At 48.9% G+C, this 25,423-nt stretch carries 23 protein-coding genes, 3 tRNA genes and 2 pseudogenes; 17 read left to right on the top strand and 11 right to left on the bottom strand.

Annotation, left to right across the window (positions count from 1 at the left end):
• Positions 1–443 (top strand): IS5 family transposase (locus tag EOJ37_RS10325; RefSeq protein ID WP_127959838.1); only part of this gene is annotated, 443 nt, incomplete at its 5' end.
• Positions 444–456: 13 nt separating this feature from the next.
• Here EOJ37_RS10325 and EOJ37_RS10320 read toward each other — a convergent pair.
• The 5 genes and pseudogenes from EOJ37_RS10320 to EOJ37_RS10300 form a co-directional block, all read right to left on the bottom strand.
• A pseudogene (locus EOJ37_RS10320) lies at positions 457–1,194 on the bottom strand (HipA domain-containing protein); the annotation flags it as partial.
• A gap of 72 nt (positions 1,195–1,266) precedes the next feature.
• A complete protein-coding gene (locus tag EOJ37_RS10315; protein ID WP_127959837.1) occupies positions 1,267–1,791 on the bottom strand; it encodes a GNAT family N-acetyltransferase in 525 nt (174 codons plus the stop codon).
• Complete coding sequence (locus EOJ37_RS10310; protein WP_127959836.1) at positions 1,788–2,066, bottom strand: type II toxin-antitoxin system TacA family antitoxin; 279 nt, start codon at positions 2,064–2,066, stop codon at positions 1,788–1,790. The genes EOJ37_RS10315 and EOJ37_RS10310 overlap by 4 nt, the downstream gene beginning before the upstream one ends.
• 116 nt (positions 2,067–2,182) lie before the next feature.
• Positions 2,183–2,281 (bottom strand): annotated as a pseudogene (locus tag EOJ37_RS10305) (IS5/IS1182 family transposase); the annotation flags it as partial.
• 174 nt (positions 2,282–2,455) lie between these two features.
• Positions 2,456–2,540, bottom strand: a tRNA-Leu gene (locus EOJ37_RS10300).
• A 475-nt stretch (positions 2,541–3,015) separates the two neighbouring features.
• Between EOJ37_RS10300 and EOJ37_RS10295 the strand changes: the two genes are divergently transcribed.
• The 10 genes from EOJ37_RS10295 to EOJ37_RS10250 all read left to right on the top strand — a co-directional run bounded on the left by EOJ37_RS10295 (position 3,016) and on the right by EOJ37_RS10250 (position 11,932).
• The gene (locus tag EOJ37_RS10295; RefSeq protein ID WP_420820632.1) at positions 3,016–3,348 is read left to right on the top strand and encodes a glycine dehydrogenase; all 333 of its coding nucleotides are present in this window, start codon (positions 3,016–3,018) and stop codon (positions 3,346–3,348) included.
• Positions 3,349–3,437: 89 nt separating this feature from the next.
• On the top strand, positions 3,438–3,803 hold the full coding sequence (locus tag EOJ37_RS10290) for an SFCGS family glycine-rich protein (protein ID WP_127959834.1): 366 nt from the start codon (positions 3,438–3,440) through the stop codon (positions 3,801–3,803).
• The gene (locus EOJ37_RS10285) at positions 3,803–4,099 is read left to right on the top strand and encodes a DUF4312 family protein (RefSeq protein ID WP_127959833.1); all 297 of its coding nucleotides are present in this window, start codon (positions 3,803–3,805) and stop codon (positions 4,097–4,099) included. Before EOJ37_RS10290 ends, EOJ37_RS10285 begins: the two co-directional genes overlap by 1 nt.
• 27 nt (positions 4,100–4,126) lie before the next feature.
• A complete protein-coding gene (locus EOJ37_RS10280; protein WP_127959832.1) occupies positions 4,127–4,903 on the top strand; it encodes a DUF4311 domain-containing protein in 777 nt (258 codons plus the stop codon).
• An 11-nt stretch (positions 4,904–4,914) separates the two neighbouring features.
• Positions 4,915–5,565 carry a DUF4310 family protein gene (locus EOJ37_RS10275; RefSeq protein WP_162473686.1) on the top strand — a complete coding sequence of 217 codons (651 nt, stop codon included), beginning with the start codon at positions 4,915–4,917 and terminating at the stop codon, positions 5,563–5,565.
• 53 nt (positions 5,566–5,618) lie between these two features.
• Positions 5,619–6,758: an amidohydrolase/deacetylase family metallohydrolase gene (locus EOJ37_RS10270; RefSeq protein ID WP_127959830.1), complete on the top strand. Its 1,140-nt coding sequence runs from the start codon at positions 5,619–5,621 to the stop codon at positions 6,756–6,758.
• Positions 6,742–7,851 carry a DgaE family pyridoxal phosphate-dependent ammonia lyase gene (locus EOJ37_RS10265; RefSeq protein ID WP_127959829.1) on the top strand — a complete coding sequence of 370 codons (1,110 nt, stop codon included), beginning with the start codon at positions 6,742–6,744 and terminating at the stop codon, positions 7,849–7,851. Before EOJ37_RS10270 ends, EOJ37_RS10265 begins: the two co-directional genes overlap by 17 nt.
• A 5-nt stretch (positions 7,852–7,856) precedes the next feature.
• Entirely contained in the window at positions 7,857–8,597 is a 741-nt protein-coding gene (gene dagF, locus EOJ37_RS10260) for a 2-dehydro-3-deoxy-phosphogluconate aldolase (RefSeq protein WP_127959828.1), read from the top strand.
• A 512-nt stretch (positions 8,598–9,109) separates the two neighbouring features.
• Complete coding sequence (locus EOJ37_RS10255) at positions 9,110–11,026, top strand: BglG family transcription antiterminator (protein ID WP_127959827.1); 1,917 nt, start codon at positions 9,110–9,112, stop codon at positions 11,024–11,026.
• A gap of 96 nt (positions 11,027–11,122) precedes the next feature.
• Entirely contained in the window at positions 11,123–11,932 is an 810-nt protein-coding gene (locus tag EOJ37_RS10250; protein WP_127959826.1) for a nucleotidyltransferase domain-containing protein, read from the top strand.
• An 81-nt stretch (positions 11,933–12,013) separates the two neighbouring features.
• Here EOJ37_RS10250 and EOJ37_RS10245 read toward each other — a convergent pair whose 3' ends face one another.
• Positions 12,014–13,051 (bottom strand): aldo/keto reductase, encoded by a 1,038-nt coding sequence (locus tag EOJ37_RS10245; protein ID WP_127959825.1) that lies wholly within the window; start codon positions 13,049–13,051, stop codon positions 12,014–12,016.
• 13 nt (positions 13,052–13,064) lie between these two features.
• Positions 13,065–14,288: a multidrug effflux MFS transporter gene (locus tag EOJ37_RS10240; RefSeq protein ID WP_127959824.1), complete on the bottom strand. Its 1,224-nt coding sequence runs from the start codon at positions 14,286–14,288 to the stop codon at positions 13,065–13,067.
• A gap of 352 nt (positions 14,289–14,640) precedes the next feature.
• On the opposite strand from EOJ37_RS10240, the gene EOJ37_RS10235 reads away from it, so the two are divergent.
• Positions 14,641–15,108 (top strand): MarR family winged helix-turn-helix transcriptional regulator, encoded by a 468-nt coding sequence (locus tag EOJ37_RS10235; RefSeq protein WP_127959823.1) that lies wholly within the window; start codon positions 14,641–14,643, stop codon positions 15,106–15,108.
• A 316-nt stretch (positions 15,109–15,424) separates the two neighbouring features.
• The gene (gene epmA / locus EOJ37_RS10230; RefSeq protein WP_127959822.1) at positions 15,425–16,402 is read left to right on the top strand and encodes an elongation factor P--(R)-beta-lysine ligase; all 978 of its coding nucleotides are present in this window, start codon (positions 15,425–15,427) and stop codon (positions 16,400–16,402) included.
• 118 nt (positions 16,403–16,520) lie between these two features.
• Here the strand turns inward: epmA and mscM are convergent, their stop codons facing one another.
• From mscM to rsgA, 3 genes are all read right to left on the bottom strand, one after another.
• Positions 16,521–19,838 carry a miniconductance mechanosensitive channel MscM gene (mscM, locus tag EOJ37_RS10225; protein ID WP_240651698.1) on the bottom strand — a complete coding sequence of 1,106 codons (3,318 nt, stop codon included), beginning with the start codon at positions 19,836–19,838 and terminating at the stop codon, positions 16,521–16,523.
• A 58-nt stretch (positions 19,839–19,896) separates the two neighbouring features.
• Positions 19,897–20,787: an archaetidylserine decarboxylase gene (asd, locus tag EOJ37_RS10220; RefSeq protein WP_127959820.1), complete on the bottom strand. Its 891-nt coding sequence runs from the start codon at positions 20,785–20,787 to the stop codon at positions 19,897–19,899.
• Between the two features lie 68 nt (positions 20,788–20,855).
• A complete protein-coding gene (rsgA, locus tag EOJ37_RS10215) occupies positions 20,856–21,902 on the bottom strand; it encodes a small ribosomal subunit biogenesis GTPase RsgA (protein ID WP_127959819.1) in 1,047 nt (348 codons plus the stop codon).
• Between the two features lie 162 nt (positions 21,903–22,064).
• Between rsgA and orn the strand changes: the two genes are divergently transcribed.
• The 3 genes from orn to EOJ37_RS10200 all read left to right on the top strand — a co-directional run bounded on the left by orn (position 22,065) and on the right by EOJ37_RS10200 (position 23,108).
• Positions 22,065–22,610, top strand: coding sequence for an oligoribonuclease (gene orn / locus EOJ37_RS10210; RefSeq protein WP_127959818.1), 546 nt, complete (start codon positions 22,065–22,067; stop codon positions 22,608–22,610).
• A gap of 260 nt (positions 22,611–22,870) precedes the next feature.
• Positions 22,871–22,946: transfer RNA gene (locus tag EOJ37_RS10205), tRNA-Gly, on the top strand.
• Positions 22,947–23,032: 86 nt separating this feature from the next.
• Positions 23,033–23,108: transfer RNA gene (locus EOJ37_RS10200), tRNA-Gly, on the top strand.
• A gap of 109 nt (positions 23,109–23,217) precedes the next feature.
• Here the strand turns inward: EOJ37_RS10200 and EOJ37_RS15145 are convergent.
• On the bottom strand, positions 23,218–23,787 hold the full coding sequence (locus tag EOJ37_RS15145) for a single stranded DNA-binding domain-containing protein (protein WP_206194046.1): 570 nt from the start codon (positions 23,785–23,787) through the stop codon (positions 23,218–23,220).
• Between the two features lie 357 nt (positions 23,788–24,144).
• Between EOJ37_RS15145 and EOJ37_RS10185 the strand changes: the two genes are divergently transcribed.
• Entirely contained in the window at positions 24,145–25,395 is a 1,251-nt protein-coding gene (locus EOJ37_RS10185; protein WP_127959817.1) for an efflux RND transporter periplasmic adaptor subunit, read from the top strand.
• Positions 25,396–25,423 lie beyond the last annotated feature (28 nt).

Here is a 25,423-nt window from a genome sequence, read left to right as displayed (position 1 = left end):
GCAACCCGACAGACCGTGGAAAACAGGGGAGCAAGCGTAGTCTGCTGACCGATGCCAACGGATTGCCGCTCTCCTGCGTGATTGCGTCGGCAAATATTCATGACATCAACCTGGTGAAGCAAACGCTCGATGCGCTTGAAACGGGGAAACCCGGTGCTCGATTGCACTTATGTTTGGATAACGGCTATAAAGCGAACTGGTTGGAAAGCGAGTTAAAAGCACGCCGTTATATTCCGCATATTCAAGGCAGAAAAGCGGAGTCAGACGCGCTGAAAAAAGAGCCTGGTATGAAAGCCCGCCGCTGGGTGGTTGAACGGACACATAGCTGGCTTAATCGATATCGTCGTTTATTGGTTCGCTGGGAGAAAAAGGCTGAAAATTACGAGGCCATGTTGCATTTTGCCTGCGGACTTATTGTGTGGAATAAACTCCTATTGAGATAGGCTCTAAGCCTTGTGGCTCAATAGCGATACTGAAATTTTTGGCATGCCCATCCGTGGCCGCTATCAGCCAGAAAATAATCTTAGCCATAAAGAACAATGCCTTGTCCCGTTCAGCCTGGTCTGAATGACTCAGTATGGCCATAATATCGGCAATACCCGGCCCACCATCAGACTGGTATTTTCGTAGTGGAGAAATCCCCAGAGCCTGACACATATCCTCTTGTGGCAAGCGAACGATCCATTGCCGATCGCCCGACCACCTCCTATCAAAACGCTCAACAATCAATGTCTTATGATCTTCAAGCTGCGCAATCTGCGTTTTTGCCACGGGGATCCCAAACTCCTCAAGGATCCAAGAACATAGCCATTCATTTTCAATCGACCTACTCATATTCGCTTTCATATTACCAACCAGCCCGAGTGGTAACTTGAAAATATGCGTCGTTGGGGTGCTAGCTTCTGGCAAACACCATTGCTCTTGATGCCACAGTAAAGCCGTTTTTTCTTGTGCTCCGGCAATTGATAGGCGCAAATCGTCAGTATCATACTGCCGACCAGGTAACAAAGCTGCCGTGGTATTACGCAATCTTGTGGCGATCTCTGCATCAGAAAGCGGACGATAGTTTATCGAGAATAAATCTGTCGGTTCTTCATCAACATTCAGTAACTGTATCGCACCAACACAGTCTCTTCCCAACTCAACCAACAAATCAAAAGGCTCAAGGCTTGCTGCCTGGTAACGCATGGCTAGGGGTAGTGACCGGGTAGTTGTGATAACCGCCAACTTTACGGGTATCATTTAGTGATTGATATCAACCACGGGTCACAGTTTCCCCGCAGTAGTCAGCGCGGCATGTATTGTTTTGAATGGTAACAGTAAAGACAGACGGGCATCCAACAGCGGAACCGCACCATAGCTAGCATACCATTCGGCAACACGTTCATTCTTGGCATCAATCAGCAATGCCACCCCACCTGCCTGAGCAGCCACCAACAAGCAACGACGCCCAGCTACGAGCAATAACTGACCACCGAGTCCTTGACTCTGCACTGAAAGATCTACCGCCAGACGACCAAGCCGAAATACTGGAACATCATGTCGAGCCAGGTTGCGTTTAATTACCTCCGGTACTCGTTCATAGGCAATCGAGGCGGGACTTAGACTGTAATAACCCAAGATTTTTTCACTGTGCTCACTAATCGCGACATAGGTTTTTGCGCCACCTTTTTCATGACTCTGCCGAGCGTGTCGATATAGAAATTGATTTAATACCTCATCTCCACAATCGAAAGCACCACGATCATGATGTTTACCAATGGGTTCTTCGTGCCAGATTAGTTGTTTCATGATTGCTTCGGAATGGCAAATGCCGCAGCCATTAATTTATCATTAGGGGCTGGCGGATTATCCAACAGTTCCAAAACACGCAGACTGTCTCTTTCGGTCAGCGCCAGTCGCTCATTCTCGTCGATAATCTGCCGTGCTACTGACATCACATTGCGCAGCACAAACTCAGTCAAGTTGGTGTGCTGTAAAGCAGCTGCACGCATTAACAGCAACTTGTCATCTGAGGCTATACGTAGAGACATACGGTCATTAGTTTCTACAGGGGTTTGAGGCATGATTAAGTTCTCCTAATTGTACGTACTAAAATTGTACATCAAAGCTTACCCGCCAGCAAAATGTACACAATGAAAGCGTACATTAATAATATCAGATACGACCGTTTTTGGCTCGGCCGTCGGCATTTTTCAAGCCATGCAAAAGAACGTTCAACGACCCAGCGTTGGGGTATGACTTTGAAGGTATGAAGTTCGCTACGCTTGGCAATGTGTATCTACCGCAATGTGCCGCTTGATGCCCCTTGAACTCATACGGCACCACATGCGCCTGGCATCTAGACAATCTGCCCACTATTAAAAATAGATATATTAAACAATAAGATATGTGTGTAAGTCGAAGGCTGTAGACATAAAAAAAGCCACCCGAAGGTAGCTTGATTTAATACTGTTGGTGCCGAAGGCCGGACTCGAACCGGCACACCCGAAGGCGGTTGATTTTGAATCAACTGCGTCTACCGATTTCGCCACTTCGGCACTGAAGCAGTATGCGGAAAACGTGGGCATTATACCTTTCCACATCGCTCATGCAAGTGCAATTCACCACTCCAGGCATCAAATGTTGAAAAAAACAGCATTGATAGCGGTTACTGACCGAGACCCAGCAGCCCCCATTTTCACTCAGCTTGTTTAGTCATGTTTATTGCTCTGGGTAATATGCGTTGTTGAGTTATTAATTACGTTAATCTTGGAGGTATTGCAAAATTCATACCCACTACCACCGAATTTCCAGTTTGAACTGGAAAAAAACGGTCTACACAGCTTGGGGGCTAACAGTTAGGGTAATCCGAGTAAAAAGTTGTGGTTCTTATCTTTTAGTTTAGGCTACCGTAGATGCAATACCTTCAACAGTGGCACGAACAGTTTTAAAGGATGAGGAGAGTGATGCATTGACGATTTACAGATGAATATCTGTTCCAGAGGTGACTGAAAAGTGAGTGAAGGAATTGCAGTGGTAAATAAAATAATACAAGCAGATGTCAGCGCTGCTAGCGCGGTAACCACGCAACTACTGGCTGATATCACCGCAATGTTGGCAGAAAAAAGCATTTATACCAATGCAGTACAGCAACAGATGCTAGAGTCGCATGTGCGTGCGATGGTGCTGCGTTCAATGACCGGGGAGCCATTACCGGAAGTGGATAAATCGCTTTTTGAAGAGATTTCCGACGAGTCTATGCGGTTAGCGAAGCAGGTGGTAAATAAATTCAACACCCTGCCAATAGAAGAGGCTTATTTACTCTCTGTACACTTTGAAGTGGCCAGAGATAATAATCAACCATAGTTCACAAGTAACCATAGTCAATAATCGTGGTTAATCACAGATTAATGTCGATTGTTAACAAACTATAGTGTTAATCAGGAGGAAGTATCATGGGGAAAATTACCGTTGTGATCGGTGATCGTCTGGGGAAAGGTCAGAAAGTTGGACAAGGTATTGAAAAATCAGGCGCTAAGGCGATTGTTATTCCCGGCGTGGCTGCAGACATGAAACTGGGTGATGTGATGAAAGCCGAGAATGCACAGTTAGGGATCTCTTTCTGTGGCAGTGGCGGTGCAGGCGCAATTACGGCGCAGAATAAGCATGGCTATAAAGCTAAATACGGTATGCGTTCTATTGAAGAGGGCGTTACTGCAATTAATGAAGGCTACAATGTGCTCGGTTTTGGTTTTATGGATAAAGAGGAGCTGGGGCAAAAACTGGTTGAGGCTTACCTGAAAAAACAGGGTGACGCATAATGAAACAGCACTACACCACATCAGTTAAAGTAGAAGGTAAAGGTGATAGTAAAGCCAAAGCCTTTGCTGTGGCTTTAGCGGGTGTTCAGGGTGCGGTGTTAAAGTCAACCAATAATATTCTGCTACGTATTGAACCACAGGATGTACGCGTATTAAAAGCAGAAGAAAAAACTATTAAAGAGCGTTTTTTGTTTTTCTTTCTTCCGAGAGAAAGAAAAAGCTATAGCGTTTCTTTGGAAATAACGGTGAACGTAACGATCATCAATACCGAAAAGGTCGTTTTCGACACCAAATAAAAAGCGTTAGCACAAAAGGACCGCGTGATGTTTTTAATCATTTTGTTTAAGTCGATCATTATCGGGGGATTGGTCGGGGTCGGTGTTGGTGCCGGTGCCGCTCGAATGTTCCATGCGCCAACAACTCAGGGGATGGGGGCATTTCGTACCCTCGGTGAACTGAATTCCTGCGAAGGTGATCCTGCCTCTCACTTCTCTTTTGGTCTTGGTTTCTTCTTTAATGCTTGGGCTTCTTCCGTGGCGGCAGGTGCCTTCACTCAAGATGTTGATCACCGCATTATTCCCAACTGGGGGGCTGCTGCATTGATGGTTAAAAACCGCAATGTGGCAGAAACACTGCACAACCCGAAAAAAATGGCGATTGCCTGCGGCATTATTGGCATGTTGGTGGTCAGTTTCCTGAATACTACCGCCTCTGCGGTGCCAGAAGCACTGCAAGTCACCGCCATCAAGGTGTTGGTGCCAGCAGCTAACTTACTGGTCAACATAGTGATGCCGGTTATCTTCTGGTTAGCAGCGATTGAGGCCGGTAAACGCTCAGGCTTCTGGGGCACCATCTTTGGTGGTTTGGCGCAGTTGATTATGGGCAATGCGGTGCCGGGGTTAGTGCTCGGGATCCTGATTGGTAAAGGTGTGGAAGAAAGCGGTTGGAATAAAGTAACCAAAATCATGATGGCGGTGATTGTATTGCTGTTCGTGCTCAGCGCCTTCTTCCGTGGTTTTGATCTCAAAATGATCCAATCGTTCAGCCTAGCTATTCCAGACTGGTTGAACGCGGTACACAACTCGCTGAGCGGTAAATAAGGAGCCGAGTGATGGAAACGCAAACTCAAAAAGGTTTTTGGTACGCCGACTGGTCGTTCCCGATTTTTGTTGGTCTACTCTCTGCGGGGGTGTTCGCAGGAACCCATATGTACTACATGCACGGTATCGGTGCATTTAATGAAGTGGCTTTTGTCGCCATGCTACGTACCGGTATCGACACCGGTGTCTATGGTGCTGTTGCCGCTTTTGGTGCCAGCTTCCTGTTTGCGCGTATTATCGAAGGCTCGCTGGTTGGGATCCTCGATATCGGCGGTGCGATCCAGACTGGCGTCGGATTGGGTGTTCCGGCACTGCTGCTCGGCGCCGGTATTATGTTTCCGCTGCAAAATTTTGCCGCCTCGATCGTAACCGGGCTGTTGATTGGGCTGTTGATTGGTTATGTGATCATTCTGGCGCGCAAGTTCACCATTAATCAAAGCAACTCCACCTATGGTGCTGATGTCATGATGGGCGCAGGTAACTCTTCGGGGCGTTTTCTTGGCCCACTGATTATCCTCTCGGCCATCGCAGCTTCCATTCCAATTGGCATTGGTTCTTTATTTGGTGCGCTGCTGTTCTACATCTGGGGTAAACCCATTACCGGTGGTGCCATTCTTGGGGCGATGATTTTAGGGGCGATTTTCCCAGTCGCCATCTCTTAAATTAGCGCGTACCCACCCCGCATGTTGCCGGGGTGGGTGCAGGAGTCGCAACTATGTATGACCTGATCATCCGGCGTGCCCGGCTAGTGGATGATACTCTGGCCGATGTCGCGGTCAATAAAGGGAAAATTGCTGCCATTGGGCAACTGCCAACAGAAGCAACCGCCTTGCGCTCACTGGATCTGGCAGGTAACTACCGTCTGAGTGCGGGCTGGATCGACAGCCATGTACACTGTTACCCCGCTTCACCGATCTATCATGACGCCCCCGACCGTGTTGGTGTTGAGTCTGGTGTCACCACGGTCGTGGATGCAGGCAGTACCGGCACTGACGATATTGATCACTTTTACGCGTTAACCCGCACGGTAAAAACCCAGGTGCTTGCCTTTCTCAATATTTCGCGTATTGGCCTGCTACGACAAAATGAGCTGGCAGATATCAACGATATCAACCCACAGCAGATCAGCAGAACGCTTCAGGATAAAAAAGACTTTGTCATCGGTCTGAAGGCGCGGCTCAGTAGCAGCGTGGTTGGTGACAATGGCATTAAGCCGTTGCAGTTAGCCAAACAGATCCAGCGCGAACATCAGCAACTGCCGCTGATGGTACACATTGGCAATAATCCGCCAGACTTAGACCAAATTGCCGAATTGCTGACTCAAGGTGACATCATTACCCACTGCTATAACGGCAAACCTAATCGCATTCTTACCCCTTCTGGGCAGCTACGTGCCTCGGTCGAACGGGCACTAAAACGCGGTGTATTGCTGGATGTTGGTCACGGCAGTGCCAGTTTCAGTTTTGCCGTGGCGCGCCAGGCAATTGCGCTAGGTGTGCTGCCACATACCATCAGCTCGGATATCTATTGCCGCAACCGTATCGAAGGGCCGGTTTACAGCCTGGCTGCGGTCATGTCGAAATTTTTTACTATCGGACTTTCATTGCCACAAGTGATCGCCTGTGTGACAGAAAATGCGGCCTCAGCACTGCGTCTACCGTACAAAGGCCAGCTTAAGGTCGGCTTCGATGCAGATCTGACAATTTTTGATCTCCGTAGCACACCGAAACTGTTTACTGATGCGGAAGACGAGTCAGTAACCGGTGAGCAGTGGTTAGTGCCACTGGCAGCGGTGGTGGCGGGAGAGGTTCTGTTAACCAACGAGGGAAAAGCCATCCATGACTTCAATCCATGAAAAATATAATTTAAAACAAGTTATTAATACCTCTGGGCGTATGACCATTCTCGGTGTGTCGACGCCCAGTCAGTCGGTGATTGATGCAGTCAATGTTGGTCTGAATCACTATTTTGAAATCAAGCAACTGGTTAATAACAGTGGTGCTTATATTGCCAACCTGTTGAATGTTGAAGCCGCAGTGGTGGTCTCCTGCGCTTCAGCCGGCATTGCACAGGCTGTTGCAGCGGTGATCGTGAAAGATAACGCCAACCTACTGCTGAATCTGCACTCAGCGCCAGTCAATGAACCGCGCGAAATTGTCTTGCCGCGTGGTCACAACGTCAATTTTGGTGCTCCGGTTGACACCATGATTGCACTGGGGGGCGGTAAAGTGGTCGAGGCTGGCTACGCCAACGAATGCTCAGCCGCACAATTGGCTGCTGCCATTACGCCGCAGACAGCGGCAATTCTCTATGTTAAATCTCATCACTGCGTGCAGAAAAGTATGCTGTCAGTAGCGCAAGCGGCTGAAGTAGCACGCCAACACCAGTTGCCATTGATTGTCGATGCCGCAGCAGAAGAAGATCTACAGTGTTACTACCAGAGCGGTGCTGATCTGGTGATCTACAGCGGTGCAAAAGCGATTGAAGGGCCAACCAGTGGCCTGGTTATTGGTAAAAAACAATATATTGAATGGGTTAAGCAGCAGTCGAATGGTATTGGTCGGGCGATGAAGGTGGGCAAAGAGGGCATTCTTGGCCTGACACAGGCGATAGAAAATTACCTGACACAACCCAAGATCAGCGGTGCGCAAATGGTTGAGCGCATGGATCCATTTATCGAAGCGCTGAATAAACTCGCAGGTATTAGTGCCAGAACCGTCTGGGATAGCGCTGGACGTGATATCGCCCGTGCCGAAATCACGTTTAATGAGGCGTTATTGGGCATCTCTACCAGTGAGATTGTTGAGCGCTTGAAAAATGGCGAGATTGCCATCTATTTCCGTGGTTATAAGGCCAACGAAGGCAAAATCGAGGTTGATGTGCGTAGTGTTGATCAACAACAACTGATGACTGTTTTTCACTGTATTAAAAATCTGTTTGCGGAGTAACCGGCATGAAGTTGACCCCCAATTACTATCAAGATCGCGTCTGTTTGAATGTATTAGCCGGCTCAAAACAGAATGCACAGCAAGTGTATGAAGCAGCACAAGGCCATGTACTGGTTGGTGTACTATCGAAAAATTATCCTGATGTGGAGAGCGCCATCAGCGATATGCGCAGTTATGCCGCATTGATTGACAATGCACTCTCGATTGGATTAGGCGCAGGTGATCCGAAACAGTCGATGATGGTCAGCCTGATCGCACAGCAGGTACAGCCACAGCATGTTAATCAGGTGTTTACCGGTGTTGCTACCAGTCGCGCGCTGCTGGGGCAGAGTGAGACTGTAGTCAACGGGCTGGTCTCGCCCACCGGCCGTGTTGGCTGGGTGAAAATATCTACCGGGCCACTCAGCGCACAAGCGCCAGACGGTATTGTACCGGTGGAAACTGCGATTGCGTTGCTGAAAGACATGGGGGGAAGCTCGATTAAATACTTCCCAATGGGCGGCTTAAAGCACAAAGACGAGTACCAGTACGTCGCGCAAGCTTGTGCTGAATATGATTTTATGCTGGAGCCGACCGGTGGTATCGATCTGGACAATTTCGAGCCGCTGCTTGAAATTGCACTGCGTGCTGGCGTTAAACAGGTGATCCCACATATTTACAGCTCAATCATTGACCCAGAGAGTGGTCACACACGCCCGGAAGATGTTAAAACGCTGCTGGAGATCACTAAAAAACTTCTCGGATAACAGCGCGATCTACGTTAGCTTAAACGTAGATCGCACCTTGAGCCGCTAACGCCCAGGTGTTGTCTTTGATGACTTGCAGTTAATGGCAACCGTTAGCGGTTGCTCAAAGTGTACTGTTAGCTTAGCAGCCTAACCCGACCAGCATGTTGGTGCCGCCAATCTGCCTGGTAAGATGAAAAAACGCAATATGCTGATCATGAAAAGATTTTTTGCGGCATGTGTTCGCTAAAATTTCGAACGCCGTGTTCTGGTCAAATTTTCTGGCACAGCCTGACGGTAACATGCTCAGCGAAAATAGCGGATGGGTAAGGTGTTAATCTACAGCGTGATAGCAGGAAGAGTAACCGGAACAGTATCAGGGGAAAACTCAGAGGCTACAACCTGCGTTGAGGCCATGTATCACTGATCTGCACATTAGCCCTGCTATTCACGCTATGCCGCTTCTGCTAACAGTGGAGTCACTTGTGGCTCACCTGCTGTGATTAGGTGAGTGCATTTATAACGGAACGCATATGGTCAAATTCCCCTATCCCCGCTTGGCATCGCTGTTTGATGCTCTACAGTCTGAAACATTACCCCAGGAAGAGTTGGCGAAACGTTTCGCCGTTTCCACCCGCACAGTACGCACCGATGTCACCGCACTGAATGAGATACTGGAAAACTACGGTGCCTGTTTTATCCACCAGCGCGGGGTCGGCTACCGCTTGCAGATCAATGATGCTGAATTGTTCAGCGCACTACAGCAGCAGGAGAGCAAAAGGCGAACCACACCGCGTAGCGCACAGGAACGGGTACATCATCTGTTAGTGCGTTTTTTGACCTCAGCCTTCTCAATTAAGCTGGAAGATATTGCTGATGAATGGTTTGTAAGCCGTGGTACGTTGCAAAACGATATGGCTGAGGTGAGAGAACACTTGGCAGGTTATCAATTATCGATTGAATCCAAGCCACGTTATGGCATGAAACTGTTTGGTTCAGAGATGGCGATCCGCTCCTGTTTAACTGATCTGCTATTTCAATGGCACTTGGCTGATGCAGAGCAATCACTGCTCGACAGTGAGATACTGCAACAGCCACAACGGCAAATTTTTAGTCAGCTACTCCACCCGTTGCTGTCACGTTATGACATTCGCGTTACTGACGAGAGTGAACAGTACCTGGTTTTTTACTGCACGGTCGCGCTACGGCGCATCATCGACGGTTACCCGTTACAGGATTTTGATGTAGAAGAAGAAGACGAAGCGGTGCGCCAAGTTTCGCTCCGACTGGCAGACGAGTTACAGCAAGCGGCCAACAAAGAGATTTCAGCTGCGGAAGAGGCATACCTGCGGGTAAGCATTGCCGCACGCCGAGTACAGAGTGTGCAACCGAGCAAGATCAACGCCGATGATGATGAAGCGCTGGTGGATTACATTCTGGCCTACATCAACTCGCACTATAACTATAACCTTCAGTCAGACAAACAGTTACGTGCTGATCTGCTCACCCATATCAAAACGATGATCACCCGGGTTAAATATCAGATCAACATCCCCAACCCACTGCTATCCAACATCAAACAGCACTACCCAATGGCCTACGATGTGACACTGGCGGCTGTGTCGAGTTGGGGCAAACACACCCCCTACACCTTGAGCGAAAATGAGATTGGTTACCTGGTATTGCATATTGGTGCCGGTCTGGAACGCCACTACCATATTGGCTACCAACGCCATCCGCAAGTGATGCTCGTGTGTGATACCGGTAACTCAACAGTGAGAATGATCCAGGCGCAAATCGCGCGTAAGTATCCACAACTGGTGATGACGCGCATTATCTCGCTGCGTGATTATGAATTGTTGCAGCACATTGAGGAGGACTTTGTCATCTCCAATGCGCGCATCGGTGAGAAAAATAAACCGGTGGTGGTGATGTCGCCTTTCCCTACTGAATATCAGCTCGAGCAACTCGGCAAGCTGGTGCTGGTGGATCGTACCAGGCCATACATGCTGGAGAAATTTTTTGATGCTAACCATTTTATGGTGCTGAACGAACCACTGACTCAACAGCAACTGTTTGCTAAGGTCTGTCGCCAATTGGAGCAGGAAGGTTATGTCGATAGTGATTTCTATCATTCGGTGGTTGAGCGAGAGGCCATTGTCTCGACAGTGCTGGGTGAAGGTATCGCGTTGCCTCATTCGCTGGGGCTGTTAGCGAAAAAGACCGTAGTGGTCACACTACTGGCACCACAAGGTATCGCTTGGGGTGAAGGAGAGATGGCTTACGTCATTTTTCTGCTGGCAATCAGCAAGACGGATTATGAAGAAGCAATGGCAATCTACGATCTGTTTGTTACCTTTGTGCGTGAACGTTCAATGCATCGCCTGCTGGGCAGCAACGACTTCGCCAGCTTTAAGGCAATTGCACTGGATTGCTTGAGCCGTATTTAGTCAATTACCCCAAGCCGATAAACGCACGGGTCACTTTGATGCGGGACACGAGAGCCAGCAAAGCTAATTTTTATAAATATTACAATAGGGCAGATTATGGAGCAGTTACACGGTGTCAGCTTAGCGATGCGTGAGAAAGTGCAGCACGTACTGCGCGAAATTGAACAACAGCGGAATGTTCGCGTGTTATATGCCTGTGAATCTGGCAGCCGAGCCTGGGGATTTGCTTCGCCAGATAGCGACTATGATGTACGTTTTCTCTATGTTCACCCACCAGAGTGGTATTTAACTGTTGAATCACAAAGGGATGTGATCGAATTACCGATAGATGATCAACTTGATGTGTCTGGCTGGGAGTTACGCAAAGCACTTGGCCTGTATAAACAAGCCAACCCAACACTGGCCGAGTGGTTACACTCCCCTGTGATCTATCGGGAAATGGACGAAACGGTTTTATGGTTACAGCAGCATCTAGCGCACTGGTTCTCGCCATTACGCGCACGCTGGCACTACTTTTCTATGGCGCGAAAAAATTTCCTTGGCTATTTGCAGAGTGAACAGGTCAGATTAAAGAAATACTTCTACGTGTTGCGTCCATTATTAGCCGTGCGCTGGATCGAAGCTGGAAAAGGCATTCCGCCGATTGAATTTGCAACGCTACTCACTGCCATGGTGCAAGATCGCGCTTTACTAGCAGAAATTGAACAGTTGCTAACATTCAAACAGCAAGCGGGAGAAGCCGAGTATGGTTCACGCCGAGAGTTGATCCACGCCTTCATTACCCAGTCGCTAGCCAGTGAGATGCCCAACAGCGAGTTAACGCATCCATCAGCAACAGATAATACCGAATTGGATGCATTACTCTATCGCGCAGTGATGAAAAAACAGACCAATACTGACGGTTAAAGTTGATGGTTGATCGTGTTTGTTGATAAACACTGCTCATGCGGTTTAATGAACAGTGTTTAACATCAGCAACAGTACCAATTAGTGATCCATAGAAAAGCTGGCCAATGCTGATGGGGGGTAACGTTCACCTTGTATGTGATGACAAACAAGTAGATTATCAAGTTGAAGCAGTTCTATTGCTGTCAGTTGGAGCTGTTTAGCTGCAATATTTTGTTGAAGATAGCTAAGTTGCTTAGTGCCTGGGATAGGATGCACGATGGGAGAACGATGTAACAGCCAAGACAACGCCACTTGAGCAATGCTGGCACCATAACGTTTTGCAATAAAACTGATTTCGCATATTATTTTCCTATTATGCTCAAAAGCAACGGCAGAAAAACGAGGCAAACCACGCCTAAAGTCGTCGATCGCCAGATTTTCAACGTTATCAAAATGTTCACTCAATAACCCTCTACTGATCGGGCTATATGCTACAAAAGCCGCGCCCAGTTGTTCACAGGTTGTTAAAACACCATTCCCTTCCACGGTACGCGTTAGCAAAGAATATTCTGATTGCACAGCACTAATACCGTGCTTACCGTTAGTCAAACGACGTAAGGCAGCATCGGCTCGTCGAATTACATCAGAGTTCGCCTCGGATAAACCAACAGCACCTATTTTCCTTTCTGACAGTAGATGTGCCATGCCCTCCATACTCTGCTCAATATGCTTCCCATTGTTAGCAATTCTATGCAGGTAATAGAGATCAATGTGAGTTCCCAAGCGTTGTACACTGCGTTCACATGCAGAAATGATATATTCAGGAGAATTGTCTATCAAACGGGCGCTGTGGTCGTGTGAGTCTCTTACAATCCCACATTTGCTGGCTAACAGAATTTTATTTCGACGCCCCGGAACACTCAGGAATCGACCCAGTAATGTTTCATTGTGGCCATTACCATACATATCTGCGGTGTCGAAATGTTCGACACCAAGTTCAATAGCTGTCTCCAGTATGTCAAGCGATTTGATGTCATCAGTTGATCCATAGAACTCCGACATGCCCATACAACCGAGGCCAATAGGTGAAATGACACGCCCCGCGATCTGACGAGTAGAAAAATGAGAGTGTTTCATTACCATCTCCGGTTCATTTAGCAACAGCTAAGGCTTGATTGTTGGACTTTGGGTAGAGGCGGCGAAGCGTAAAAAAGCAGAGCAGGCTGATAACCGCATATAAACTGGCCAACGGCACTAGGCTATTTAGTGGAAGCCAACTTGCTAGCACAGTGATCAAGCCGGCACAAACCATCAGGGTACAACCGAGCACTGAGCTTGATAAACCAGCCAGTTGTGGAAAAAGTGAAACGCCACGTGCCATTAGATTTGGGTAAACAACACCAGCACAGAAGGTGAGCAACAGCGAGGGGAGCACCAGTTCAATCACCCCCAACGGGCGCAATAAGGCTATCAACAGCATTGCTGCCCCAACCAGCAAGTTAATGCTGGCGGCAATGCGTACTAGCCGTTCAGGCGGCACACGACCAGCATTGAGGCGGTTTGAGAATACGCCAGCAAAATAGGTGGCGCCGAGCGCTAATGCTATGTTGCCAAAGTAAACCGGACTTTTTCCAAGCACCTCCTGTATCATGAACGGCGCGCAGATATTGAAAGTTAGCAATAAAGCGTAGCATAACCCCATGGTAATAAAGCACAATTGAAATTCACGATTAGCGATGATCTGCTTGGTGTTACCAAGCAGAATGTCACGTTTGAGTGGTACCGCTTGTGGTAAAGACTCACGGTAACCCGCAGCAACCATAACAAATAAAATAGTGCCGTAGCCGGCGAGAAAATAGAGGTTACTTTGCCAGCCAAAGAGATCCTGTAGTTGTGCGCCAATCACAGGAGCAATAATTGGCCCCATCCCCCAAGCAATGACCATATAAGTCAGTGTATTGGATAGCTGCTGTCCCTTGAAATTATCAGTAGCAATCGCTTTCATCACCACCGAGGCAGTTGTAATGCCCAACCCCTGTAGTACACGTGCCACGATAAAAATACTGAGTGAGTCAGTGTTGATTGCCAGCACACTACCCAATAGGTAAATCGCTATACCGATAAGTAACGCTGGTTTACGGCCAATAGCATCAGACAATGGACCATAGAGTAATTGCCCGATTGCAAACGCAATCATATATGCCGAAACACTGAGTTGGATTTGTTTGCTGCCGACAGCAAAAGATTCTGCCATCAAAGGTAACGAAGTAACATAGATATCAATTGCCATTTGCCCGATAGGCGCCAATAACAGAATCAGCCAGATTAAAAACAGTGGTGAATTACTGGGACGTAGTGGAGCTGAATGAGACATTATTTTACTTTCCTTATAAAATGGGCGGGTGGTTGAGTTCCATCTGATAGGTGATGGTGTGGACAAAACGCGATCGCTGCTGTTGGTAATTTACTCAGTTGGTCACTGACACGGCTGAATCTATTGGCGCTCTTTGAGTACCCGTATTTAGTATGATGCAATATAGTACGCTAAATAACTATTCTGCATCATACTAAAATGTGCGGATGCAGCAAGTGATATGTGAAATAAATATTAATCGATTGGTTTTTTTAAAAAATTGGCATAACTTAAGCCAGTTACCGATCGAACGGCTCTGTACCAAAATAGAGCTACTGCCTCGGTGAAGGGATGAGGAGCTCACTAAACAACTATGCAAACTAAATATGATGCCCTAATGGGGCAAGCTATTCGTTACCAAGGTATTGCACCAGAACGGTTGCAATTGATCGTCAGTTTGGCTAGTGCTGTTGGACGTGTTACGCGACAATGTGCGACAACTTTGGCTGATTTTCAGTTACCTGAGGGGCAATTTATCGCTCTTTTGTTGCTGCGCCATTATGGTTCACTGAAACCTTCTGACATCGCAGAAAAAGCTGGGCTGACACGTTCTGGCATTACCAGTGTGCTCGACTCACTGGAGGCGCGTGATTTAATTCAGCGCCACCATCAACGTGATGACCGCAGGTCTTGGCTGATCGACATTACCGAGACGGGCAGTCTATTACTTGACGAACTGCTACCACATCACTTGACAGGATTACTTCAGCTAACGGCCAAGTTTGATGATGAAGATGTTCAGTCGCTGCAACGTCTACTTAGCAAGTTACTGTCTGATTGAATGCTTGATTGCTCTTGTCTGATTGAACAGGGTCAGCTTTCCCGCCCAAATTCACTTTATCACCGCCAGCAGTGACACTGATGGTCACTGTGCATTGCAGTACGAGATACCTGCTTGATGAATGAGATAGTCATGTCGAAGGCATATTTCCATCAACAAGCGTTGAGAAAGCTATAGTTTTTGGCAATCACAAAAGTCTGTTTTATAGCGTATCCATCTAAAAATAAAGTACATAAAAATGGTAACAGCGAAGAATTTGTTTGCGGCGCAAGATGCGAGTAGACTGCACCCCCTGTTTGATTTCGGAGTAATCACCATGAGCGAAACGGCAAGCTGGCAGCCAAGCGCACCGATCGCCAATTTATTAAAGCGAGCAGAGATCCTCGCTGAAATCCGGCGTTTCTTTGCTGATCGCGCTGTGTTAGAAGTGGAAACACCGGCAATGAGCCAAGCGACGGTTACCGATATTCACCTCTCTGCCTTTCAAACCCATTTTGTTGGCCCTGGTGCAGCAGAGGGGCTAACGCTCTATTTGATGACCAGCCCGGAGTACCACATGAAGCGGCTGTTGGCTGCGGGGAGTGGGCCGATTTATCAGTTAGGGCGCAGCTTCCGTAATGAAGAGGCTGGTCGTCACCATAATCCGGAATTTACTATGCTGGAGTGGTACCGGCCACACTACGATATGTACCGCTTAATGAATGAGGTCGATGACCTGTTACAGCAGGTGTTAGGCTGCGACAGTGCAGAAACGCTGTCATATCAACAAGCTTTCTTGCGTCATCTTGATATTGATCCGCTCTCGGCTGAGAAGGCGCAATTGCGTGAAGCGGCGGCCAAGCTCGATCTGAGCAACATTGCCGAAACAGAAGAAGATCGAGATACCTTGTTGCAACTGCTGTTTATGGTCGGTGTTGAGCCTCATATTGGTCGCAACAAACCGGTATTTATCTATCACTTCCCTGCTTCACAGGCCGCGTTGGCTGAGATTAGCACCGAAGATCATCGTGTTGCTGAACGGTTCGAGGTCTACTTTAAAGGGATTGAGCTGGCGAACGGTTTCCGTGAACTGACCGATAGCGACGAGCAGCGCCAACGTTTTGAGCAGGATAACCGCAAACGTGCTGCGCGTGGTTTGCCGGTGCAACCGATAGATCAACATCTGTTGGATGCGTTGCATCAGGGGATGCCGGAGTGTTCAGGGGTTGCCTTGGGGGTCGATCGTCTGGTGATGTTGGCGCTGGAAGCAGAAAGCTTAGCTGAAGTGATCGCTTTCCCGGTTGATCGCGCTTAGCAGTTATTGCGCTCAGCGTTTAGTTGTTACGCGTTGGCTAACCGATGGCGCACCATTGCAGCGCGTATGATCACCTGACACAACAACGCAACGGGAGCCGATTGGCTCCCGTTTTGTATTATAGCTCGCCCGCTTCGCGTTTCGCTCCACGTTCAGGTAACTGAGTTGCCGCGCTGCTGTTCAGGTTGCGTGCCAGTGTTTCACTGCGGATTTGGAACGGAGGATAAGGCAAAATAATGCCATGCTCGCGGTATCCTGCCAGGATTAACTGGTGAATATCGTGGCGGATTGGCAAGCGATGTGCCATCTCTGCGGCGTAAATACGCAGTTCGAATATCTGTATGCCTTGTTGCAAATCCATCAAGTAAACTTCTGGCACGGGATTCTCTAGCACTAATGGGCAGCGTGCGGCCGCATCTGCCAGGATTTTTGTGATCTCCTCACTGCTGGCTTCTGCCGGTGCTGGCACAGTCAACACCACACGGGTGATGTTGTCGGAAAGTGACCAGTTGACAAATTGCTCGGTAATAAATGCCTTGTTTGGCACGATAATCTCTTTGCGATCCCAGTCAGAGATGGTGGTAGCGCGCGTATTGATTTTGGTGATAGTGCCGGTTAGGTTGCGGATGGTCACGGTATCGCCAATCCGGATCGGTTTTTCAAACAGGATGATCAACCCAGAGATAAAGTTGGAGAAGATCTCCTGCATACCAAAACCCAAACCGACACTGAGTGCGGTGATCACCCATTGCAGTTTTGACCATTCGATGCCGATCCAGGAGAAACTGAGGATGGCACCCAATAGCAGTAATAGGTATTTGGTGATGGTGGTGATCGCATAACCCGTGCCCGGTGTTAACACCAGGTGTTGCAACACCCCAAGTTCCAGCAGTGCCGGCAGGTTGCGTACCAACTGCATGGTCACTAACAGGATCAGCACTGCGATCAGTACCGAGCCCATGGTAATTGGCACAGCGACACTCATCCCATTCACCATTGAACTCACTTCCCACAAGCGGATATTTTCTAAAAAGCCAAACGCGGAGTGGATTTCAGACCATAAGACAATCACCGAAACCAGGGCGATCATCGTCAGGATCGAGCGCACCAATTGAAGTGATTGGGCGCTGATGGTATCAAGATCCAACTCGGCTTCATCAACCTCAATCGCCCCTTCAGTGCTGTTTGGTGTCTGATTGGCAGCCTCCCCCTCATTTTTTGCCCGTTGTGCCAAGATATCGGCACGGCGCTGTTTGGCACGTTCAAAGGCAATACGCCGCCGCTGGATCAGCATCCATCGGCGAATAATGTGGTAGACCACCAGCAGCAGGAACCAGATTGACACGGATGTCTCCAGGCGTGTCAGCAGTTTCTGGGCGGTAGATAAGTAGCCAATAGTAGAAGCCAGTGCGGCAATCAGCGGAGCAGAGAACAGCAGCCCCCACATGGCGGCGTTAATGATATTGTCGCCGGAACCGCGCTTGTCTAAATAAAGCGGCACACCCGCACGCTTCAGATTGTGCGTCAGTAGCGCTAGCGCCAGGCAGAGCAGAATAAAACAGAGCCGGCCTAAGGTACTGGAAAACTCGCGTTCATTAAGATTGTCGAAGGTGATCTGCGCCATGATCAGCGGCACCACCAGCCAAACTGACATTTTGTAGTAGCGCATAACGCGCGAAACCTGTCTTTCCTGCCAGCGGAAGTGAGCAATAAATAGCCCCTGTGGATGGGCGAATGCCGCGCTGATCATACATACCCACAACACCGGTAGTGTCGCGGTAACACCGTAACCGATGGCAACCGCGACCGGATAAGGCCAGGCATTTTGCAAGCCAAAGCCGAGCGCAGCCCACAATACCGGTAGCGGTAGTGCCGCCAGGATCGACCAGAACACGGTATTGAGCGTCAGCACAAATTTATCTTGGGTGACTTTACCGACTTTGCTACTGGCTCGCTGCAGAAAAGCTTGATAGTGCTTACGTGAACCAATACTCACTATTACTAGCAGCAGCGCGCCAAACAGCGGTATCAGCGTCTCCTGGCTGGTCAGCATCATCATTGAGGCACCACTCAACTGAGTTAGGGTGTCCAATGACAGCAAGCGCGTCAGATCCTGCCCAACATGTAGCAGATAGGAGAAGGTGATCGGTGCCACATCTGGCACCCAGAACAGGTAGCGATGTGCGGCATTGCGGATATCATTCAGCGCCTCAACCAACTGAGAGTTCGCAACACGCAATTTGGTCAGCTCAAGAATCTGTGCATCGCAACCGGAAAGTAGCGAGTTGAGCAACTCTCGCTGAGTGGCAATTTGTGCTTCCACCAGTTGCTGCTGCGCTTCGGTGAGCGGTGAGCCATCATCTTGCTTGAGTGTCTGGGCGTGCCGGGTCAGGCTATCTAGCTGACGCTCAAACTGTAACCGTTGCACCCGCAATTCCGCCATAGCGCGATCAAGTTGCTGCGGCTTCGGCATATCCGGCAGTGTTGCCACCTGAGCGCGCAGTGTCTCGCCCAGTGCGCTGGAGGTTCCCAGCCATTGCGATTGCTCAATGATGGTACTTAACGCCTGACGTACCTGTAGTGTTTGTGCGGCAACCAAGCGCTGCTGTGAAGCGATCTGATCACGCTGCTTGGCCTGCTGATTTAATGCGGCCGAAAGGTTACGGTTAGTCTGCAACTGTTGGCGCAAGCTGGTCGGCAAATCGCTGGTCTGTTCAGCCAGCAGTTCCGTCCTCTCTAACACCTGCTCTGCTTCGCGCTGTCGCTGTTGCGTCAGTTGGCGCCGCAGTGCCTGTAGCCGCAGATCAGTTTTTTCATGCTGCTTTTTGTACAGCTCAACACGAAGACGCGCCAATTCTTGGCGGTTATTGGCTGAAAGCTGAGCCAGCTCAAGTTCGGTCAGTTCCGCTTTTCTTGCCGCAGTCTCAGCCTGTAGTTGTGTCAGTTTGGCATTCGCCAGTGGTGTTGTCGGGTTACTACCGAGCGCCTGTAACCGGCGCTGTACCTCGGTTAACGCGCGACGCGCTTCACTCTGTTGCTGTGGCAACTGGCTCAACGAATCACTGATCTCACGCGATTGCTCTAACTCCTGTTGCAACAAACGCGCGCGCTCCAACAATTGGCTGCTGGTCTGTACCGCCAGTTGTTCAAGCGCACTGACCGATAAGTCGCTACTGGGCAGAATAATACGCAACTTCTCTTCCGTTATTTGTTGGCGTATCTCTTCAATCAGGTTGGGAAAATCGTTAATCACACGCTGATACTGTTCAGCGTTACGCTGCGACTCTCGCAACTCTCCCAACCAGTTGAGCGCACTTTGCAGCGTCTCAATCACCTCTGCTTGGTTTGGCGTGCTCTTATTAGCCTCAACCTGTTTTAACTCCTGGCGCAACAGCGATTCGCTGGGAACTTGGGCAGCCAATACAGGCTGCACCATAAATATGCTGAATAATATTAAAATAATTAGGCGCACAGCATCAATTTCCCTCTGTCTGTTATGGCGCTATCTCTATCGATGGCGTGTGGAGCACGCTGCCGAAAGCTTGCCCCATTCGGGTCACACTACCACTGCTTAAGGTCGGTACAAAAGCAATCTTACCTGGAGTAAATAAGTTAATCACCGTTGAACCCAGCTTAAAGCAGCCCATCATCTCACCTTTTGCCAGCACAACGGCACCGGGTTGATCGGCGGCTGGGTAACGCCAGCGTTTGATGATCCCCTCTCTGGGTGGGGTGACTGTGCCAGCCCAAACGGTTTCAATACTGCCGACAATAGTCGCCCCAACCAAAATCTGTACCATCGTGCCAACATCAGTATCAAACACACAAATCACCCGCTCATTGCGGGCAAACAGATTAGGTACATGAGCAGCAGTGAGCTGGTTTACCGAAAACAGATCACCAGGCACATAGATCATTTCACGTAACACCGCATCACAAGGCATGTGTACACGGTGATAATCACGCGGCGCCAGATAGGTGGTAGCAAACAGGCCGTGACGAAACTGTTCAGCAAGCTGTTCATTACCTGCCAATAGCGCTTCCAGGCTGTAGTAGTGCCCTTTGGCCTGAAACAGTTGCCCCTCTTCGATGCGACCTAGTTGGCTAATCGCACCATCTGCAGGCAGTGCCAGCAGTTCAGGTTCCGCCACTATCGGCCGCGCACCGTCATGCAATGCACGGGCAAAGAAGTCATTAAATGTGGCATAAGAGCGGATATCCGGGTTCTGTGCCTCCTGCATGTTGACCCGATAGTAACGCACAAAAGCCGAGACCAGCAGTTGTGTTAACCAGCGCACGCGTTTGTTGGCTAGCCAACCAGCGAAACGAGTCAATGCCATTCTCGGTAACCCGTACTGAGTTTTAATTTTGATGCTATCTAGCATGTTACTCTCCAGCAAAAATAGGGTGATCAGCGGGGGAGACTGCTGGCAGTCAGTCTGCACACACGGATTCAATTCTCGGTTTGATTAAAATTCTTACGCACCTTCACCTGCGCCATACTCTCCAGGATGCGGTGATAATTTTCAAAACGTTCTCTGGCAATCTTGCCAGCATCGACCGCTGCACGAATTGCGCAACCAGGATCGGAGGCATGCCGACAGTCACGAAACTTGCAACCACCAAGATAGTCGCGAAACTCAATATAGCCCCAAGTGACCTGCTCTGGCGCTAAATGCCACAAACCGAACTCACGAACGCCAGGTGAATCAATAACATCTCCACCTAGTGGGAAGTGATACAAGCGCGCGGCAGTTGTGGTGTGCTGCCCCAAACCGGAGCCATCAGAAACTGCATTAACTATAATTTTTTGTTGATTATCGGGCAGTAATGCATTCACCAAGCTTGATTTTCCCACACCAGACTGCCCAGCAAAAATGGTGATGCGGCCAACCAACGCCTGAGCCAATGCTGCCATTCCTTCGCTGCTGTGGCTGGAGAGCGCCAACACGCGATAGTTAAGTTGGCGATAAATCGCCATCTGTGTCTCAACTTGCTGGCGCGCCTGCTGGTCAAGCAGATCAATTTTATTCAGCACAATCAAGGGTTCAATTGCGAGAGTTTCACAAGCGACCAGATAGCGATCGATGATATTAAGCGAAAGCTCGGGCAAGATCGCCGAGACAATCACGATCTGATCCACATTGGCGGCAATCGGTTTCATGCCATCGTAGTAATCGGGTCGCGTCAATACCGAACTGCGTTCATGTACCGCCTCAACAATGCCGTTAGCCGTGCTGGCACTGAGACTCGGACGCCAAACAACACGATCGCCGGTCACCAGCGAACGCACAGTGCGGCGGATATTACAGCGATGTAGAGAACCGTCATTGGCCTCCACTTCGGCATGAACACCAAAACGGCTGACCACAACCCCTGGTTGTGACTCACCCAGTTGGCTATCATCCAGTTCTGGCTTGTTCTCTCCGCCTCTCAGGCGGCGCTGATGGTTGGCTTGCACGCGGCGCTGCTGGCCTTTGGACAGTCTGTTTTTACTCACAAGGTCTCACTTGAATTGCAACTGGGTGGTACCAGATAACATTAAGTATAGGTACTATACGCGCTATTTTATATTAAATAACGCTTGTTTGCCGCTTTAGATATTGGCAACCTGCTCACCAGCAGGGATCGGCTCTGCTAGTAACTTTTCTCTGGAACTCCCATGACTGCAAACGAAAACCATCTGATTTGGATCGACCTTGAAATGACTGGGCTCGATCCTGAACATGACCGCATTATCGAGATCGCCACCCTGATCACCGACGCTAATCTGAATATTTTGGCTGAAGGGCCAGTGATCGCGGTGCATCAACCGGCAGAGCAACTGGCATTAATGGATGAATGGAATGTGCGCACGCACACGGGTAGCGGTTTGGTGGAACGTGTAAAAGCCAGCCAGTTTAATGAGCAGGCAGCAGAACAGGCGACACTGGAATTTTTACAAGCTTGGGTACCAGCAGGCAAATCACCGATCTGCGGTAACAGCATCGGCCAAGACCGCCGTTTTTTGTTCCGCTATATGCCAACGTTAGAGCGCTACTTTCATTACCGCTATCTGGATGTCAGCACCCTGAAAGAGTTGGTAAGGCGCTGGAAACCGGAGATTTTGGCCGACTTCAAAAAACGTAATACCCACCAGGCGCTGGATGATATCCGTGAATCGGTGGCGGAACTGCGCTACTACCGTCAGCACTTTATCCAGCCGTAAGCCAGTGCTGGCAGATGGAGTGCTAACGTGCCAAATAGTGAAGTGAACGCATTTGCAGTGATAGTGGGTAAACTATCGGGATACAGCCGGTTGATCTCTAGCTGCTATGATGTGGCGATTAATTCAACGGACTGGTGCTTAAAGCAGCGAACGCAAGCGATTTGCGCTTTTTTTCTTTTTGGGGCTTGCAGAGCAAATGATTTCTCGTATAATGCGCATCCCGTACCGGTGAAAAAATTGTTATTTCGCTAGTGCGCGTTGCGGGAATAGCTCAGTTGGTAGAGCACGACCTTGCCAAGGTCGGGGTCGCGAGTTCGAGTCTCGTTTCCCGCTCCAAATTTGACACTGCTGCTACAGGCGGCAGTGCATAAAAAATACTCCACAAAAAATATAAAGAAAGGCAGTGGCAGTTTCACTTCTCAGCGGGAATAGCTCAGTTGGTAGAGCACGACCTTGCCAAGGTCGGGGTCGCGAGTTCGAGTCTCGTTTCCCGCTCCAAATTTTCTTCCAGTGCGTGCGATTAAGCGCCACAACTGAATCAAATAAAACTTAAACCTGATCAGAGTTCCATCCAGCAGCACTGGAACGTACTCAAAACCAGTATATTTCAGTCCACTGATAAGTCCATCGGACACTTTTCCTGATCAGCAGAGTGCACGAGCCTTTCGCTCATGTCTGTCTGTTTCCTGTTCTCCGTCACCTGTCTAATACCGCGCAGCGCGATATCAATGAACTGCTCAATCATGGCGTGTTGTGCAAAGCCGATGCGGGTGGGCGCAGTACCTGCTATGTGTTGAACGAATTGCTGCAATAAAACAAGATGCCAGGGAATGCCCTCTGGATTGGCAGACATCTGGAATCTGATGAAACGCAGCGGTCCTATCCACCGGGGGGCAATTTCCCGAGCAAGTGGTGTTATTGAGCGTTCATCAAAGCGGGTGGCGGCGGTCTGACGTTCCGCGCTGCTAGGGTGCTCTAATGCTAGGCGTTTATAGTGCCACAACTGCACAGAGGCCGAGAATCCCCCACGATCATCAACGCCCTGTTTAGTGGCAACCGAATTATCAAAATACACGTTTAATTTCAGTAACAGGCGGAATTCTCGATTGCCTTTGGCCAACTCCTGTACCTCTAGCGCAGAGCCGATATTGCCTCCACCGACAAAATACGTACTCATACCAAGGCTCCTAGCATCGATTGACACACTGTTGGTAAATGGTTTCGACCCAGGGTGTGGATCTGTCGGGTGTCCAACTCGGTGAGCCGTTCACGATATCACATGCATTTTACTGCCCCTGCCATCACCTTGATATCCCAGTATCGCAACAGAAAATTGACGACAACGGCAAAAGCATCCCATTAATGGGATTTTGTTAGAACTGCCGCTAAATGATGGCAGGCATAGTGCATGGATTAGCACCTACCTTTTAGTGAGAAATAAATTAACCATATGAAAATAAATAAAAATTAATTAATTCTTTGTTTTTGGCACACTCTGTGCACTGTTGCTGCCAGTAACCTTAAGAGGATGATGATGGATATTTCATTAGCACAGACGGCAACACGGTTTCGTTTTAGAAAATACCTAATTCTACTGATAGTTGCGGTGGCGGTAGTCGCAATGTTACTGCTGGCCTATAACGTTAAGCTTGCGCCTTATAAGATTGCACGCAGCAGTCTTTCAGTCGCTGAAGTCAGATTTGGTGATTTTTCGGTAAAGGTGAGAGGCAATGGTGTACTGTTGCCGCAGGAACTGCACTGGGTAGCAGCCAGTGTTGATGGAAGGATTGAATCAGTCCGTTATAAGGCTGGCGCGCGGGTGAAACGAGGGGATCTACTGGTCAGAATGAGTAATGCGGCAGTAGAACAACAGTATCAGCAGAGTAAGCTTGAATACGATGCTTTACAGGCCGAAACCGCAGCAAAAAATGCCGAGTTAAAGAACAACGTATTAAACCAGCAGGCGATTCTGTTAGAGGCAAAGTCTCGTCTGCTGGCATTGGAAATCAGGTTAAAGGCTCAGGAAGAGTACATGTTAGCGGTGCCACGGCTGGAATATGAGACTACCAGAATTAATATGGAACACTATCGGCATCAGGTCGAGTTTGAACAAACACGACTGGCCACACTTAAGCAACGTGTTGATGCTGAAGCAAAAGCCAATTTGATGCGACTGAATAAGTCAGCCTCACTGCTGGCACTTCATGAACAGGCGATGCAGTCTCTTAACGTGACTTCTCCAATTGATGGCGTGTTGCAGGATATCTCTCTACAGGCTGGTCAGCGGATCACCACTGGCAGCAATATTGCGCGTTTGGCAGCAGAAAAAGATCTTTATGCCGAGTTAAAAATCCCGGAGCTGCATTCGCGAGATTTAGCGCTAGGGCAATCGGTCAGTATTAATACTGGGCGCAGTCAGTTCGACGGGAAAATATCCCGAGTCGATCCGGCAGTAATTAATGGCACGGTAAAAGTGGATGTTGTGTTAACCGGCTCTTTACCTCAGGAAGCCCGTCCAGATCTCAGTATAGAGGGGCTTATTGCGGTTAGTGAAATTGATAATACGTTGTTTGTCGAACGGCCGCCTTATGTCCAAAACAATATTCCTTCCACGCTCTATAAATTGGATGAAAAAGATAAAGTCGCGACCAAAACCAAGGTGAATTTTGGCCAGGGTTCTGCCGACTTTATCCAGATCACGGGGGGGTTACGTGCTGGTGATAAGATCATATTAAGTGATAGTGCTGCATGGCAGGGAAGCGAGCAGATAGTGATCATGGAATAAAAGAATAATCTGTTGAGCATCGATCAAT

This window comes from Serratia microhaemolytica, from assembly GCF_004011885.1.
Taxonomy (GTDB): Bacteria; Pseudomonadota; Gammaproteobacteria; order Enterobacterales; family Enterobacteriaceae; genus Serratia_G; species Serratia_G microhaemolytica.
Note: the sequence above shows the minus strand (reverse complement) of the source record. Positions and strands in the feature narration are given on the sequence as shown.

Coding starts and splice junctions, on each gene's coding strand:
- EOJ37_RS10315 (WP_127959837.1), bottom strand. CDS start 1,791: ATGAAACAACTAATCTGGCACGAAGAACCCATTGGTAAACATCATGAT.
- EOJ37_RS10310 (WP_127959836.1), bottom strand. CDS start 2,066: ATGCCTCAAACCCCTGTAGAAACTAATGACCGTATGTCTCTACGTATA.
- EOJ37_RS10290 (WP_127959834.1), top strand. CDS start 3,438: ATGGGGAAAATTACCGTTGTGATCGGTGATCGTCTGGGGAAAGGTCAG.
- EOJ37_RS10285 (WP_127959833.1), top strand. CDS start 3,803: ATGAAACAGCACTACACCACATCAGTTAAAGTAGAAGGTAAAGGTGAT.
- EOJ37_RS10280 (WP_127959832.1), top strand. CDS start 4,127: ATGTTTTTAATCATTTTGTTTAAGTCGATCATTATCGGGGGATTGGTC.
- EOJ37_RS10275 (WP_162473686.1), top strand. CDS start 4,915: ATGGAAACGCAAACTCAAAAAGGTTTTTGGTACGCCGACTGGTCGTTC.
- EOJ37_RS10270 (WP_127959830.1), top strand. CDS start 5,619: ATGTATGACCTGATCATCCGGCGTGCCCGGCTAGTGGATGATACTCTG.
- EOJ37_RS10265 (WP_127959829.1), top strand. CDS start 6,742: ATGACTTCAATCCATGAAAAATATAATTTAAAACAAGTTATTAATACC.
- dagF (WP_127959828.1), top strand. CDS start 7,857: ATGAAGTTGACCCCCAATTACTATCAAGATCGCGTCTGTTTGAATGTA.
- EOJ37_RS10255 (WP_127959827.1), top strand. CDS start 9,110: ATGGTCAAATTCCCCTATCCCCGCTTGGCATCGCTGTTTGATGCTCTA.
- EOJ37_RS10250 (WP_127959826.1), top strand. CDS start 11,123: ATGGAGCAGTTACACGGTGTCAGCTTAGCGATGCGTGAGAAAGTGCAG.
- EOJ37_RS10245 (WP_127959825.1), bottom strand. CDS start 13,051: ATGAAACACTCTCATTTTTCTACTCGTCAGATCGCGGGGCGTGTCATT.
- EOJ37_RS10240 (WP_127959824.1), bottom strand. CDS start 14,288: ATGTCTCATTCAGCTCCACTACGTCCCAGTAATTCACCACTGTTTTTA.
- EOJ37_RS10235 (WP_127959823.1), top strand. CDS start 14,641: ATGCAAACTAAATATGATGCCCTAATGGGGCAAGCTATTCGTTACCAA.
- epmA (WP_127959822.1), top strand. CDS start 15,425: ATGAGCGAAACGGCAAGCTGGCAGCCAAGCGCACCGATCGCCAATTTA.
- mscM (WP_240651698.1), bottom strand. CDS start 19,838: ATGGTGCAGCCTGTATTGGCTGCCCAAGTTCCCAGCGAATCGCTGTTG.
- asd (WP_127959820.1), bottom strand. CDS start 20,787: ATGCTAGATAGCATCAAAATTAAAACTCAGTACGGGTTACCGAGAATG.
- orn (WP_127959818.1), top strand. CDS start 22,065: ATGACTGCAAACGAAAACCATCTGATTTGGATCGACCTTGAAATGACT.
- EOJ37_RS15145 (WP_206194046.1), bottom strand. CDS start 23,787: ATGAGTACGTATTTTGTCGGTGGAGGCAATATCGGCTCTGCGCTAGAG.
- EOJ37_RS10185 (WP_127959817.1), top strand. CDS start 24,145: ATGGATATTTCATTAGCACAGACGGCAACACGGTTTCGTTTTAGAAAA.